The 13,179-nt window shown below is 68.1% G+C and carries 12 protein-coding genes; 4 read left to right on the top strand and 8 right to left on the bottom strand.

Translation table 11 applies throughout. The features are described 5' to 3' along the window. Window positions 1-85: 85 nt before the first annotated feature. On the top strand, window positions 86-562 hold the full coding sequence (locus NS331_RS12610; RefSeq protein WP_058642338.1) for an Lrp/AsnC family transcriptional regulator: 477 nt from the start codon (window positions 86-88) through the stop codon (window positions 560-562). A gap of 35 nt (window positions 563-597) precedes the next feature. Here the strand turns inward: NS331_RS12610 and NS331_RS12605 are convergent, their stop codons facing one another. Then, on the bottom strand, window positions 598-1,425 hold the full coding sequence (locus NS331_RS12605; RefSeq protein ID WP_058642337.1) for an alpha/beta hydrolase: 828 nt from the start codon (window positions 1,423-1,425) through the stop codon (window positions 598-600). Between the two features lie 78 nt (window positions 1,426-1,503). On the opposite strand from NS331_RS12605, the gene NS331_RS12600 reads away from it, so the two are divergent. After that, window positions 1,504-3,141, top strand: coding sequence for an MFS transporter (locus tag NS331_RS12600; RefSeq protein WP_058642336.1), 1,638 nt, complete (start codon window positions 1,504-1,506; stop codon window positions 3,139-3,141). A 9-nt stretch (window positions 3,142-3,150) separates the two neighbouring features. Here NS331_RS12600 and NS331_RS12595 read toward each other — a convergent pair whose 3' ends face one another. The 7 genes from NS331_RS12595 to dnaA form a co-directional block, all read right to left on the bottom strand. Next, the gene (locus NS331_RS12595; RefSeq protein WP_058642335.1) at window positions 3,151-3,609 is read right to left on the bottom strand and encodes a RidA family protein; all 459 of its coding nucleotides are present in this window, start codon (window positions 3,607-3,609) and stop codon (window positions 3,151-3,153) included. A 145-nt stretch (window positions 3,610-3,754) separates the two neighbouring features. Beyond that, window positions 3,755-4,261: a hypothetical protein gene (locus NS331_RS12590; protein WP_153012836.1), complete on the bottom strand. Its 507-nt coding sequence runs from the start codon at window positions 4,259-4,261 to the stop codon at window positions 3,755-3,757. Between the two features lie 198 nt (window positions 4,262-4,459). Continuing rightward, window positions 4,460-4,939, bottom strand: a complete 480-nt coding sequence (locus NS331_RS12585; protein WP_058642333.1) for a carboxypeptidase-like regulatory domain-containing protein — start codon at window positions 4,937-4,939, stop codon at window positions 4,460-4,462. Window positions 4,940-5,074: 135 nt separating this feature from the next. Further along, window positions 5,075-6,535, bottom strand: coding sequence for an ATP-binding protein (locus NS331_RS12580; RefSeq protein WP_058642332.1), 1,461 nt, complete (start codon window positions 6,533-6,535; stop codon window positions 5,075-5,077). Window positions 6,536-6,696: 161 nt separating this feature from the next. Further along, window positions 6,697-9,318 carry a DNA topoisomerase (ATP-hydrolyzing) subunit B gene (gyrB, locus tag NS331_RS12575; RefSeq protein WP_082702431.1) on the bottom strand — a complete coding sequence of 874 codons (2,622 nt, stop codon included), beginning with the start codon at window positions 9,316-9,318 and terminating at the stop codon, window positions 6,697-6,699. Between the two features lie 115 nt (window positions 9,319-9,433). Then, window positions 9,434-10,555, bottom strand: a complete 1,122-nt coding sequence (gene dnaN / locus NS331_RS12570; RefSeq protein WP_058642331.1) for a DNA polymerase III subunit beta — start codon at window positions 10,553-10,555, stop codon at window positions 9,434-9,436. 87 nt (window positions 10,556-10,642) lie between these two features. Further along, window positions 10,643-12,055, bottom strand: coding sequence for a chromosomal replication initiator protein DnaA (dnaA, locus tag NS331_RS12565; protein WP_058642330.1), 1,413 nt, complete (start codon window positions 12,053-12,055; stop codon window positions 10,643-10,645). 378 nt (window positions 12,056-12,433) lie between these two features. On the opposite strand from dnaA, the gene rpmH reads away from it, so the two are divergent. Together rpmH and NS331_RS12555 are read left to right on the top strand one after the other, a co-directional pair. Beyond that, window positions 12,434-12,568 carry a 50S ribosomal protein L34 gene (gene rpmH, locus NS331_RS12560; RefSeq protein WP_006299042.1) on the top strand — a complete coding sequence of 45 codons (135 nt, stop codon included), beginning with the start codon at window positions 12,434-12,436 and terminating at the stop codon, window positions 12,566-12,568. A gap of 191 nt (window positions 12,569-12,759) precedes the next feature. Beyond that, the gene (locus NS331_RS12555) at window positions 12,760-13,179 is read left to right on the top strand and encodes a ribonuclease P protein component (RefSeq protein ID WP_058642329.1); all 420 of its coding nucleotides are present in this window, start codon (window positions 12,760-12,762) and stop codon (window positions 13,177-13,179) included.

The following is a 13,179-nucleotide window of genomic DNA, read 5'->3' as shown; positions in this document are numbered from 1 at the left end:
GTATGCCTGGCGTTCGGACAGGTGTTTGCGTTCCATGCGCCGCAAATGGATGATCGGGAAAGAATCTTTCTCGAAAGCACCATCTGTGGAAAGTATCGACAAGTACGACCTGGCCATCCTGCGCCAGCTGCAGGACGAAGCCCGTTTGACCAATGCCGAACTGGCGCAACGCGTCGGCCTGTCGGCCGCGCCCTGCTGGCGGCGCGTGCGCGCGCTGGAGGCGGCGGGCTACATCAAGGGCTACCACGCCGAACTGGACCGGCGAAAGATCGGGCTCGGGGTGCTGGCCTTCGTGCGGGTGGACACCGACCGCGCCACCAGCGACGCCACCCGCGTGCTGGAAGAAGCCATCCGCCGCCTGCCCGAGGTGGTGGCCTGCCACTACATCAGCGGCAACGGCATGTTCGAACTGCAGGTGGTGGCGCAGGATCTGGACGCCTTCTCGCGCTTCGCGCTCAACAGCCTGATGACGCTGCCCAACGTGAAGGACCTGCACACCAGCTTCTCGCTGGGCGAGGTGAAGGCGAACTCGGCACTGCCGTTGGGGCACCTGGGCGGGTGAGGGGCCGCACCATGGCGGCGCCGGCGAGCAGCCGCTCAGCCTTTGGCGAGTTCGACCAGCGCCAGCGCCATCGCGCCCTGCGGATCGGCGTAGGTGTCCAGCTCGTCGAAATGATGCAGCCCGGCCAGCGGCAGCCGGCGCGTGGGCAGGCCGGCTGCCTCGCGGGCGGCGGCGTAGTCCAGGGACTGCTGGCGCAGCTCCGGCTGCTCGGCTTCCCCCCAGGCAATGACCATCGGCGGCGAGCCGGCCGGCAGGTGGTGCAGCGGCGAGTGGCGCCGGGCGGTGGCGGCGTCCATGCCCAGCTTGTCGTTCAGCCGGCCCAGGCGGATCGGCTCCAGCTCGTACAGGCCGCTGATCGCCAGACTGCCGATCACGCCCGCTTCGTTCTGCAGGCAGGCCGTGAGGTGGCCGCCGGCCGACCAGCCGGACAGCACGATCGGCCGGCCCGTCTCGCGTTGCAGGAAGGCCAGCGCCTGCCGGCATTCGTCCACGATGCGGTCCATGCCCGCCTCCGGCCCCAGCGTGTAGCCCACGGCGGCAAAGCCGAGGCCATGCGCCAGAGGGCCCTCGGCGAGGAAGGAGAACTGCTCTCGCCCGCGCATCTGCCAGTAGCCGCCATGCAGGAAGACGACGAGCGGCGAGGCGTCCGCCGGGCCGAACAGGTCGACGCGGCAGCGCGGCGCGTCGGCGTAAGGAACGTCCAGCCGCGTGTCGGGCCGCGCGCGCCAGGGCGCGCTGCGCTCGGGCCAGCGGCCGGTGATCGCCTGGAAGTCCGGCACGACGGCCGAGCTGTCGTAGGCGGCGTCGAGCGTGGGGCGGTCCATGCCGCGCCAGAGCGCCGGGCCGGAGGGAGCGGAAGCCATCGTATTCATGAGCGCACCGGGGGGCGAAGAAAGCACCCGAGCTTAAGCGCCGCCCGCCTGCACCACAATCGAGCGGGCATGCCACCCATCGACCCGGAAGAGACAAGCCCCGCCCCGCCACCCCGACGCGCGCCGCGCTTCGCTGCCCTGGAGCCGCTGCGCCTGCCGGTCTTCCGGTTGCTGTGGGGCACCTGGTTCATCGCCAACACCTGCATGTGGATGAACGACGTGGCGGCCGCCTGGCTGATGACCACGCTCACCACCTCGCCCATGTGGGTGGCGCTGGTGCAGACGGCGTCCACGCTGCCGGTCTTCCTGCTCGGCCTGCCCAGCGGCGCGCTGGCCGACATCCTGGACCGCCGCCGCTGGCTGGTGGCCACGCAGTTTTGGCTGGCGGGCTCGGCCACCGTGCTGTGCGTGGCCATCGGGCTCGACAGGATGAACGCGCCGCTGCTGCTGGCGCTCACCTTCGCCAACGGCATCGGGCTGGCGCTGCGCTGGCCGGTGTTCTCGGCCATCGTGCCCGAGCTGGTCACGCGGCCGCTGCTGCCGGCGGCCATGGGCCTCAACGGCATCGCGATGAACGCCTCGCGCATCGTCGGGCCGCTGGTGGCGGGCGTGCTGATCGCCAGCGCGGGCAGCGTGTGGGTCTTCGTGCTCAACGCGGTGCTGAGCATCGCCTCGGGCTTCGTCATCCTGCGCTGGCGGCGCGAGCACAAGGTCGATCCGCTGGGGCGCGAGCGGCTGGTGAGTGCGATGCGCGTGGGCGTGCAGTTCGTGCGGCAGTCACAGCGCATGCGGGCGGTGCTGACGCGGGTGGCCGTCTCCTTCTTCCATTCCAGCGCCGTGTTGGCGCTGCTGCCGCTGCTGGCGCGCGGCTTCCACGAGGGGCCGAAGGGCGGGGCGGGCACCTTCACGCTGCTGCTGGCCTCGATGGGGGCGGGCTCGATCATCGCGGTGCTGCTGCTGCCCCGGCTGCGGGAGATGTTCGACCGCGACCACCGGGTGCTGTACGGCTCGATGCTGCTGTCGGCCGGGACGGCGGTGCTGGCGCTGTCGCCCGCGCTCTGGGTGGCCGCCTTCGCCGTGTTCTTCTGTGGCGCGGCCTGGATCACGGTGGCCAACTCGCTGTCGGTGTCGGCCCAGCTGGCGCTGCCCGACTGGGTGCGGGCGCGGGGCATGTCCACCTACCAGATGGCCATCATGGGCGCCGGCGCGCTGGGTGCGGCGGTGTGGGGCCAGATCGCGGAACTGAGCACGCTGCGCGCCAGCCTGCTGGTGGCCGCCGTGACGGGCACGCTGGTGATGCTGGCCGTGCTGCGCTGGGTGCCCGACGGCCCAGGCGAGGACGACATGAGCCCCGCCGGCACCGACTGGGCCTTCAACCCGCCGCCTGCGAGTGCGGGCGAGGACGGCCGCGTGGTCATCACCGTCGAATACCTGATCGACCCGGCCCGCGCCGCCGCCTTCCATGCCGTGATGCAGGAGACGCGCCGCGCCCGCCTGAGCCAGGGCGCCATCGCGTGGGAGCTGCTGCATGACCTGTCGGCGCCCGAACGCTACGTGGAGCAGGTGGTGGACGAGTCGTGGACGGAGCACCTGCGGCGCTTCCACCGCGCCACCGCGGCAGACCTGGCGCTGCGCGAGCGGCGGCTGGCCTTCCACCGTGGCGAGACGATGCCCGTGGTCAACCGCTACATCGTGCAACGCGGCTGACGCGGCGTCTCAGCCGCGCGGCAGGTACATCGTCGCCTCGACCTCGATCAGCACCTCGTCCCCCGGCAGGAAGCGGTTGACCTCGACCACGGTGGAGACCGGCGGCTCGCCCGGGTAGAACAGCCCGCGCACGCGGTTGAACAGCGCATAGTCGGGCAGGCGGCGGAAGTACTGCACCAGCTTGATCACGTCGTCCATGGTGCCGCCGTGCTCGGCCGCCAGGTCGCGGATGCGGGCCAGCACGAACCAGCTCTGCGCTACCACGGGCGCCTCGAACACGTCCACCGACATCTGGCCGGTGGCATAGCCCAGGCCGCGCAGTTCGGCCTGCGCCGCCTCGGGCAGGTCTTCGTAGCGCGAGACCGCGCGGCGCGTGGCCGGATCGACGGCCACCACGCCGCTCATGAAGACGAAATCGCCGACCCGGCGGGCGGCGGCATAGCGGGCCATGGGGGTGCCCATGCTCATGGAAAGACTCCTTGCGACGGCGGGCTGCGTCGGTCAGCGGCCATTGTGGCCAGGCTGCCGCGATGCACGCACGGGCCGTGCCGGCCGGGCCTCGGCGGCGCGCCCGCTGTCGTGGGCCTGCTCCGGGCGTGAGCGCCGCCGCCGTTCAGCGGCTGCTGGCCACGCCCGTGCCGCCGTTCCAGTCGAACACCGCATGGGCCGTGGTGTAGCGGCCCACCTCGATGTCGCGCGAAACGCTCTGGCCGTCGCGCGTGGCCGTCACCTGGTAGCGGCCCGGGTCCAGCCGCGCGACCATGTACGGTCCGCCGGCGGTCACGTCGTTGAGCACCACCGCGCCGTTGCCGGCGTCGCGCACCGTCACCTTGACGGGCGTGCCGGTGGGCACGGGCCCCTGGCCTTTGGCATCGAACTCGAAGCTGGCGGGCCAGCGCGGCTCCACGACCTTCATCAGCTTCGCCTCGTCGGGCGTGGTGCCACCGCTCATGTATTCGATGCCGGTCTTGGTCATCTCGATGGGCGGGTTGTAGGTGGCCGAGGCATGGGCCGAGCTGGCGATCACGGCCAGCAGGCTTGCGGCCATGAGGTTGCCCACCGCGACCATTGGGTTGAAGGCCTGGCGGACAGGAGAGCGGTCGAATGTGGTGGTGTTCATGATGGCGTGATGTGTGACAGGTTCTTGGCGGGGCGCAGTGCCGTTCGGTGCTGCGTGGTCGTCGCGGGTCTTGCCCGATCAGAAGGCCGCGGAGCAGGCCACGCCAGCAACATCCGCGGAACCGGCTTCGCCGGGCCGCAGGATGTGCCCCCTACAGGGGGAAGGCGGAGCGCGAAGCGCGCAGCCTGGGGGTCTTTCTTAATTACTCGCCATGTCCGTGCCGGCCGGCCACACGAAGACGGCATGGGCTGGCCCCTTGGCGCCGACGTCGATCTGCCGCTGCAGCGCCTTGCCGTCCAGCGAGGCCGTCACGCGGTAGACACCGGGGGCCAGCTTGGCGGCCATGAAGGGCCCGTCCGCCTTCACGTTGTGTAGCACGGTGGCGCCGGTGCGGGCGTCCTGCACCGTGACGTGCACGTTGGCCGCAAAGTCGGCCTTGTCGCCCGACTTGACCGCGAATTCGAAGCTGGCGGGCCACTTTGGGGTGACCTGTTCCATCGCATGGGCCTCGTCGCTGCCCACGCCGCCGCTGATGTACTCGACGCCGGTCGGCGCGGTGCGCACGGGCGGCAAAGTCCCGGCGTGGGCCGCCCCCGTCAGGGCGCCCATGCCGAGCAGCAGGGCCACGGCGAAGGGGCGGGCCGTGCGTTGAGCGATGGAGTGACGAAGGGTGGTCATGGCAGTGTCCTTTCCTTGGCTTTCCGTCCGCTGGATTCGCATCCCCGGCGGCGGAGCGGACGCCGTGGCGTCCGGGGCTTGGGAAGGACTTTGTGCCTGGAGGCTTAGGGGATGCTTAAAGCGAAGCCGCCGCGCTCATGCCCAGTAAGGGATGTATTCGGCGAATTTGTTGCCGCTGTGCGCATCCTTGCGCTTGATGCGCCCGGCATTGACGGCGTCGCCGATCAAGTTGGTGATCGAATTGCGCTGCTTTTCGTGCAGCTTGAATCGCTGGCGCAATGTGGTGTTGGTCAGCGTCTGGCTGGAGAGGTATTGAAGTACTGCGTGTTGGTAACAGGCCTCCATACGCTCCGCTGGGCCCATGTCGGCGAACCTGCGAGGCGCACTCAGCGTGACGCTGAAGGCGTTCTCGTCCGCGGCGATATGAAAAGGCGGCAAACCGAAAAGCTCGATGGCCTGAACCACCTTCTGAAAGCCCGTTCCCCGCTCTTCGCAGATGCGAAAGCGCCGAAAGGAGGAGGCCAACTTTTCGTTGCGCGACTCGGGCGTGGCGCCGATCAGGCGGTCAGGCCGCTTGCCAGGCAGCAGCGTGCCAGGATTGGTGATGGTGATGCGGTCGCTGAAGATGTCGACCATGGGGCCAGCGCCGGTGATGCTGAAGTCCTGGTGAATCAAGGCATTGGCCATCAATTCACGCAACGCGATTTCAGGATAGACCGAGGTGTCGGCGCGCAGCGATTGCCTGATGACTTCCGAATGGGGCAGCACCCGCTGCAGATAGCCGATCAGTCCCTCGAAGGCGACGGCATAGCCGCGTTGCCCTGGCAGTTCGTCGATGGTGTCGACCTTGTTGGTGCCGCGATAGCGCACCACGCGGATGCGTTTGCGCGCCAGAGACGGAAAGTCGTCCAGCTTGCGGGCTGCGGCAATGGCGCCGAAGTTGCTGATGTAGTAGCCGCGAGCGTCCGCGATGGCGATGCCTTCCTGAACTAGCCATTGGCCCAGATCTTCAGTGTCGTCAGGCAGCGGGCGCTGCAGCAACTGCGCGATGCTTTCGAGATCGAGTTGCTGCTGCACCTCGGCCACGCTGAGCAGCGGAGATGCGCGCAGATCCTCCCAGCGTGGATTGCTGCTGTTCATCAGCAGCGCACCGATTTCCTGCCGCGACGCTTTGCGCGTGCTGCCGCCCGCACGGATCCAGCTTTCTTCAATCGACTTGCCACGCCGGTGGGCCGGCTTGACGGCCAATTCGGGGATGCGCACCAGCAGAAGAGGAATGCCTTCGGCATTTGGCGTGACAGCATGGTCCAGCGCCAAGGGCGGCTCGATGGCATCCCGGCCGAGGTTGCTCAGTTGGGTGACGATGCCGTTGACGTCTGCAGGCTCGACGCCGACAGCACGACCGTCGTTGTCGATTCCGAAGACGAGGTAGCCGCCATCGGGGTGATTCGCCAGGGCCATGAGGTGCTCGGCGAGCCTGTCCTTGTGGTCGGAAAGGCGAGCTTTCCAGTCCAGTTCGTTCAGCTCATGGGGGACCGGCGACAGGCTTTCCGCCAGGATCTGAAGCGCCTCCTTGACCCAGAGCTTGGTTGCCATGTGATAGCAAGTGCCTGATTAAGCTGGACTTTTTTGAATTTTCCGGATTCGCGTGTGATAGACGCGACGGCCTCTACCGGCCGTCGCACTACGAGCAGCCGGGTCTTGTAACCAGGACCTTGCGCTGCCGACTCGATCCTGGCGGGCGGACTCGGATCGCCTCACACGTCGATATTCGCCGCCCGCAACGCATTCGTCTCGATGAACTCCCTCCGCGGCTCCACCTCGTCGCCCATCAGCATGGTGAACACGCGGTCGGCTTCGATGGCGTCGTCGATCTGCACGCGCAGCAGGCGGCGCACGGCCGGGTCCATGGTCGTTTCCCAGAGCTGCTCGGGGTTCATCTCGCCCAGGCCCTTGTAGCGCTGGCGGGCGGTGACGCGTTCGGCTTCGGACAGCAGCCACTGCATGGCGCTGCGGAAGTCGCTCACGCGTTCTTCCTTGGCCTTGTCGCCCTCGCCGCGGCGCGCGGTGGCGCCTTCGCCAAGCAGGCCGCGGAAGGTGTCGGCGGCCTCGGCCAGCGCGGCGTAGTCGGCGCCGTGCACGAATTCCTGCGTGAGCACGCTGCTCTTGCTGTTGCCGTGGTGGCGGCGGCTGATGCGCAGCAGCGGCTTGTCGGTGCGCACGTCGAACTCGCTGGCCACTTCGGCGGGGATGCCGTTGCTGCTGATCTCGCGCAGGCGGGCCTGCAGCGCCACGGCGCTGGCCTCGGCGGCGGCGGGCGTGTCCAGGTCCAGACGCACGCCGTCGGCGATGGCGCGCAGCGCCTCCGCGTCCATGAAGACGCCCAGGCGGTCGATGACCGATTCGGCCAGCTGGTGCTTGCGCGCCAGCGCGTCCAGCGTCTCGCCGCTCAGCACCGTGGGGTTGGCGCCGCCGGTGTGCACGGCCGCGTCCTTCAGGGCCACGCGCAGCAGGAAGGCCTCCAGCGCGGGGCCGTCCTTGAGGTACTGCTCCTCCTTGCCGACCTTGACCTTGTACAGCGGCGGTTGCGCGATGTAGATGTGGCCGCGCTCCACCAGCTCGGGCATCTGGCGGTAGAAGAAGGTCAGCAGCAGCGTGCGGATGTGGGCGCCGTCCACGTCCGCGTCGGTCATGATGATGATGCGGTGGTAGCGCAGCTTGGCGACGTCGAAGTCGTCGGCGCCATTGCCGCCGGTGGCGCCGGCATTGCCGATGCCGGTGCCCAGCGCCGTGATCATGGTCACGATCTCGTTGCTGGTCAGCAGCTTCTCGTAGCGCGCCTTCTCCACGTTCAGGATCTTGCCGCGCAGCGGCAGGATGGCCTGGAACTTCCGGTCGCGGCCCTGCTTGGCGCTGCCGCCGGCGGAGTCGCCCTCCACCAGGTAGATCTCGCACAGGGCGGGGTCCTTCTCCTGGCAGTCGGCCAGCTTGCCGGGCAGGCCCATGCCGTCGAGCACGCCCTTGCGGCGCGTCATCTCGCGGGCCTTGCGGGCGGCCTCGCGGGCCTTGGCGGCCTCGACGATCTTGCCGCAGATGATCTTGGCGTCCTGCGGGCGCTCTTCGAGGTACTCGGTCAGGGCGCGGGCCACGATGTCCTCGACCGGCGCGCGCACTTCGCTGGAGACCAGCTTGTCCTTGGTCTGGCTGCTGAACTTGGGCTCGGGCACCTTCACGCTCAGCACGCAGCACAGGCCTTCGCGCATGTCGTCGCCGCTGACCTCGACCTTGGCCTTCTTGGCCAGGTCGTTCTGGTCGATGTACTTGCCCACCACCCGCGTCATGGCCGCGCGCAGGCCGGTCAGGTGGGTGCCGCCGTCACGCTGCGGAATGTTGTTGGTGAAGCACAGCACCTGCTCGTTGTAGGCGTCGTTCCACTGCATCGCTACCTCGACCGAGATGCTGGTGCCGGGGATGCCGCCGTAGCTGTCGGCCGGCCGTTCGCCGGTGGCGTAGAAGGCATTGGGATGCAGCACCTTCTTCGTGCCGTTGATGAATTCCACGAAGCCCTTGACGCCGCCGGCGCCGGAGAAGTCGTCCTCCTTGCCGCTGCGCTCGTCCTTCAGGCGGATGCGCACGCCGTTGTTCAGGAAGGAGAGTTCGCGCAGCCGCTTGCTGAGGATCTCGTAGTGGAAGTCGTGGTTCTCCTTGAAGATGTCGGTGTCCGGCAGGAAGTGCACCTCGGTGCCCCGCTTGTCGGTGTCGCCGATCACCTTCATGGGCGAGACCTCGACGCCGTTCACCTGCTCGATGATGCGGTTCTGCACGAAGCCGCGCGAGAACTCCAGCGCATGCACCTTGCCCTCGCGGCGCACCGTCAGGCGCAGCCACTTGGACAGCGCGTTCACGCACGACACGCCCACGCCGTGCAGGCCGCCCGAGACCTTGTACGAGTTCTGGTTGAACTTGCCGCCCGCGTGCAGCTCGGTCAGCGCGATCTCGGACGCCGAGCGCTTGGGCTCGTGCTTGTCGTCCATCTTCACGCCGGTCGGGATGCCGCGGCCGTTGTCGGTGACGGAGATCGAGTTGTCGGTGTGGATGGTGACGACGATGTCGTCGCAGTGGCCGGCCAGGGCCTCGTCGATGGAGTTGTCGACCACCTCGAACACCAGGTGGTGCAGGCCGGTGCCGTCGGAGGTGTCGCCGATGTACATGCCCGGCCGCTTGCGCACGGCCTCCAGGCCTTCCAGGATCTGGATCGCGCCTTCGCCGTAGCCGGTATCGGGCGTCACCTCGATGGGGGTCGCCTTGTCGATCTCGGCTTCGTACACGGGTTCGGTCTTGGGCGTTTCAGGCGCGTCGGGCTGCTTGTTGTCGCTCATCTTTAACTTGAAGCCGCCAAGCGGCTGTGACTGTCATCTGGCTAGAACCCCCGCTTGGCGGGGGCAGGGGGTGCGCCACATGCACGCGATGCGAATCTGAGGGCGCGCGGCGACCTCAGATTCGCATCGGCATGACCACGTACTTGAAGTTCGCGTCCTCGGGAATGGTCAGCAGCGCCGAGCTGTTGCCGTCCTGCAGGTCGACGCGCACCATGTCCTGGCCCATGTTGGCCAGCGCATCGATCAGGTAGGTGACGTTGAAGCCGATCTCGATGCTGTCGCCGCCGTAGTCGATGTCCAGCTCGTCCACGGCCTCTTCCTGCTCGGCATTGTTGGAGGCGATGCGCAGCAGGCCCGGCTCGATGTTCAGCCGCACGCCCTTGAACTTGTCGCTGGTCAGGATGGCGGTGCGCTGCAGGCTGGCCAGCAGCGGCGCGCGGCCCAGCGTCACGCTGTTCTTGTGGTTCTTGGGGATCACGCGGTTGTAGTCGGGGAACTTGCCCTCGACCAGCTTGGTGACGAACTCCATCGTGCCGAAGTTGAACTTGGCCTGGTTGTTGGCGAACTGCAGCTCGATCATGGGCGGCGTGTCGCCGCCGTCGGCGTCGGACAGCAGGCGCTGCAGTTCCAGCACGGTCTTGCGCGGCAGGATCACTTCCTGGCGCGGCACCTCGACGTCCAGCGTGGCACTGGAGAAGGCCAGCCGGTGGCCGTCGGTGGCCACCAGCGACAGCTGCTTGCCCTCGGCCACGAACAGGATGCCGTTGAGGTAGTAGCGGATGTCGTGCACCGCCATGGCGAAGGACACCTGCGACAGCAGCGCCTTGAGCGTCTTCTGCGGGACGCTGAAGGCCGGGCCGAAGCTGGCCGATTCCTGCACCAGCGGGAAGTCCTCGGCCGGCAGCGTCTGCAGCGTGAAGCGGCTCTTGCCGCCCTTGAGCACCAGCTTGCTCTGGTTCGACTCCAGGCTCACCGTCTGGTCGGCCGGCATGGTGCGCAGGATGTCGATCAGCTTGCGCGCGCCCACCGTGGTGGTGAAGGTGCCGTCGTCGCCGCCGAGTTCGGCGGTGGTGCGGATCTGGATCTCCAGGTCGCTGGTGGTCAGCTGGAGCTGGCCGCCCGCCTTGCGGATCAGCACGTTGGCCAGGATCGGCAGCGTATGGCGGCGCTCGACGATGCCCGCCACCGACTGCAGCGCGGCCAGAACCTGGTCTTGGGGTGCCTTCACAACGATCATGAATGTCCTCTTCCTCTTCGTCCTCGATCTTCACGGGCCTGCGCCCGGATGCCGGCGCATTGTCTGCGCCCCTGCGGCCTGCGCCGCCTATCCCTTGAGCGTCTGCTCCAGCACGTGCAGCTGCTGGTTCAGCTCGGTCAGCTGCTGCCGTTCGCCGGAAATCTTGCGCACCGCATGCAGCACCGTGGTGTGGTCGCGGCCGCCGAAGAGCTCGCCGATCTCGGGCAGGCTCTTCTGCGTCAGTTCCTTGGCCAGGTACATCGCGATCTGGCGCGGCCGCGCGATGCTGGCCGGGCGCTTCTTGCTGTACATGTCGGCGACCTTGATCTTGTAGTAGTCGGCGACGGTCTTCTGGATGTTCTCCACGCTGATCTGCCGGTTCTGGATCGACAGCAGGTCGCGCAGCGCCTCGCGCGCCAGCTGGATGGAAATGTCCTTCTGGTTGAAGCGCGAATAGGCCAGGATCTTGCGCAGCGCGCCTTCGAGCTCGCGCACGTTGGAACGCACGTTCTTGGCGACGAAGAAGGCGACCTCTTCGGGCATCTCGGCGCTTTCGGCCGCGGCCTTGTTGATCAGGATGGCCACGCGCATCTCGAGCTCGGGCGGCTCGATGGCGACGGTCAGGCCCGAGTCGAAGCGCGACACCAGGCGCTCGTGGATGTCGGTCAGGCCCTTGGGATAGGTGTCGCTCGTCATGACGATGTGCGACTTCTTCGCCAGCAGGGCCTCGAAGGCGTTGAAGAACTCCTCCTGCGTGCGGTCCTTGTTGGCGAAGAACTGCACGTCGTCGATCAGCAGCAGGTCGAGCGAGTGGTAGCGCTCCTTGAACTCGTCGAAAGTCTTGCGCTGGTAGGCCTTGACCACGTCCGACACGAACTGCTCCGCGTGGATGTAGAGGATCTTGGCGTCGGTCTTGTCGGTGAGCAGCTTGTTGCCCACCGCATGCATCAGGTGGGTCTTGCCCAGGCCGACGCCGCCGTAGATGAACAGCGGGTTGTACAGGTGGCCCGGCGTGCCGGCCACGTGCATCGCCGCGGCGCGCGCCATGCGGTTGGCAGAACCCTCGACCAGGCTGTCGAAGGTCAGCTGCGGATTCAGGCGGTTCTTGAAGGCGCCGGCCGGCTCGTCGGGCGCCATGCCGGCCATGCTGCCCGGACCGTCGCCTGCGCGCAGCGGCTCGGGCTCGGAGATGGCGGAGGGCACGGCCTGCACCGTGACGGGCTGGCGCACCGGCACCTCGCGCGGTGTCAGGGCAAGTTCGACGGCCACCGGCTGGCCCGACAGGCGCTCGGCCATGTCGGCGATGCGGGCGGCGTACTGGGCGCGGATCCAGTCGAGCTTGAAGCGGTTGGCGACGAAGATCGTCATACGCGTCAGGTCGTCGGTCACCTGCGCGGTCAGCGGCTTGATCCAGGTGTTGAATTGCTGCTCGGACAGCTCCTGGGCGAGCTGGTCGACACAGGCCTGCCAGAGGCTGGCGCCGACCCCTTCACTCGACATGGCGGCTCGGCAGGCAGGACGGCCGCTGCGGGTTCATCGGCGCGTGCGTCTGTTGTGGATAGTTGGGAACGGAAAGCACGCGCGATTCTAACTTGTCAAAAACTTATCCACACCCCTTGACGGGCGGGGTGAATGCTGTAAGCGCGCCGCGCCGATTGCCGTGTCAGCGCATGTCTGCGATAATTTCGGGTTCCCTTTTTCGCCGGCCGGCTTCGGTGCGCGCGACCAAGGGTAGCCGGGGCCCGGCCGCGGACCTGGCTGCAGCAATCGGCGGCCCGTGTGCAGCATGTTCACGGGTGCCCATCGCCGCAGTTCCAGGCCGACACCACATCGATAAGACGGGCCTGTCGAATCAGCACTCTTGCAGGAACCCTCGTCATGAAACGCACCTACCAACCGTCCAAGATCCGCCGCGCCCGTACCCACGGCTTCCTGGTCCGCATGAAGACCCGTGGCGGCCGCGCCGTCATCAACGCCCGCCGCGCCAAGGGCCGCAAGCGTCTGGCCGTCTGAACGGTGACGTGGTGGGCGCGCCCGCCTTCGGCACTGCCGCGGACCTCGCCGGCACGGGCCGAGGCGGGTTTTGGCCGACCGGTGCAGCGGGTCTTTGCCGCCTGCGCCGGCGCGCGCCAGCTGCTTGTCCACAGCGCGTGAGCGTCGTCCAACGCGCCGCGGGACTGCCGGCTTCGCCGGTCCCCGGATCCATGTTGCGCCTGCGCACCAGAGACCAGTTCCAGGCGGCTCTGGCCGGCGCGACCGTCGCGCGCACGCCCCATTTCGCGCTGCACCGCCGCAGCCTGCCGCTGCCTCCCGCGCAGCCGGCAGCCGAAGGCGTTGCCGCCGAGCACGATGCCGTGCCGCTGTTCCGGCCGACCGGTGTCTGGCTGGGCGCCATGGTGCCCAAGCGCTGGGCGCGCCGTGCCGTCACGCGCAACGCCATCCGCCGCCAGATCTACACCCTGGGCCTCGCGCTGCAGGACCAGCCGCCCGCCGCCTACGTGGTGCGGCTGCGCTCGGCCTTCGATCGCCGCCAGTTCGTCAGCGCCACGTCCGAGCCGCTGCGCCGCGCCGTGCGCGCGGAACTGGAGCAGCTGTTCGCCCGCGCCCGGCGGACGGCCGGCTGA

It is taken from the genome of Pseudacidovorax intermedius, from assembly GCF_001476815.1.
GTDB lineage: Bacteria > Pseudomonadota > Gammaproteobacteria > Burkholderiales > Burkholderiaceae_C > Xenophilus > Xenophilus intermedius_A.
This window is presented reverse-complemented; position numbering and strand designations above follow the sequence as displayed.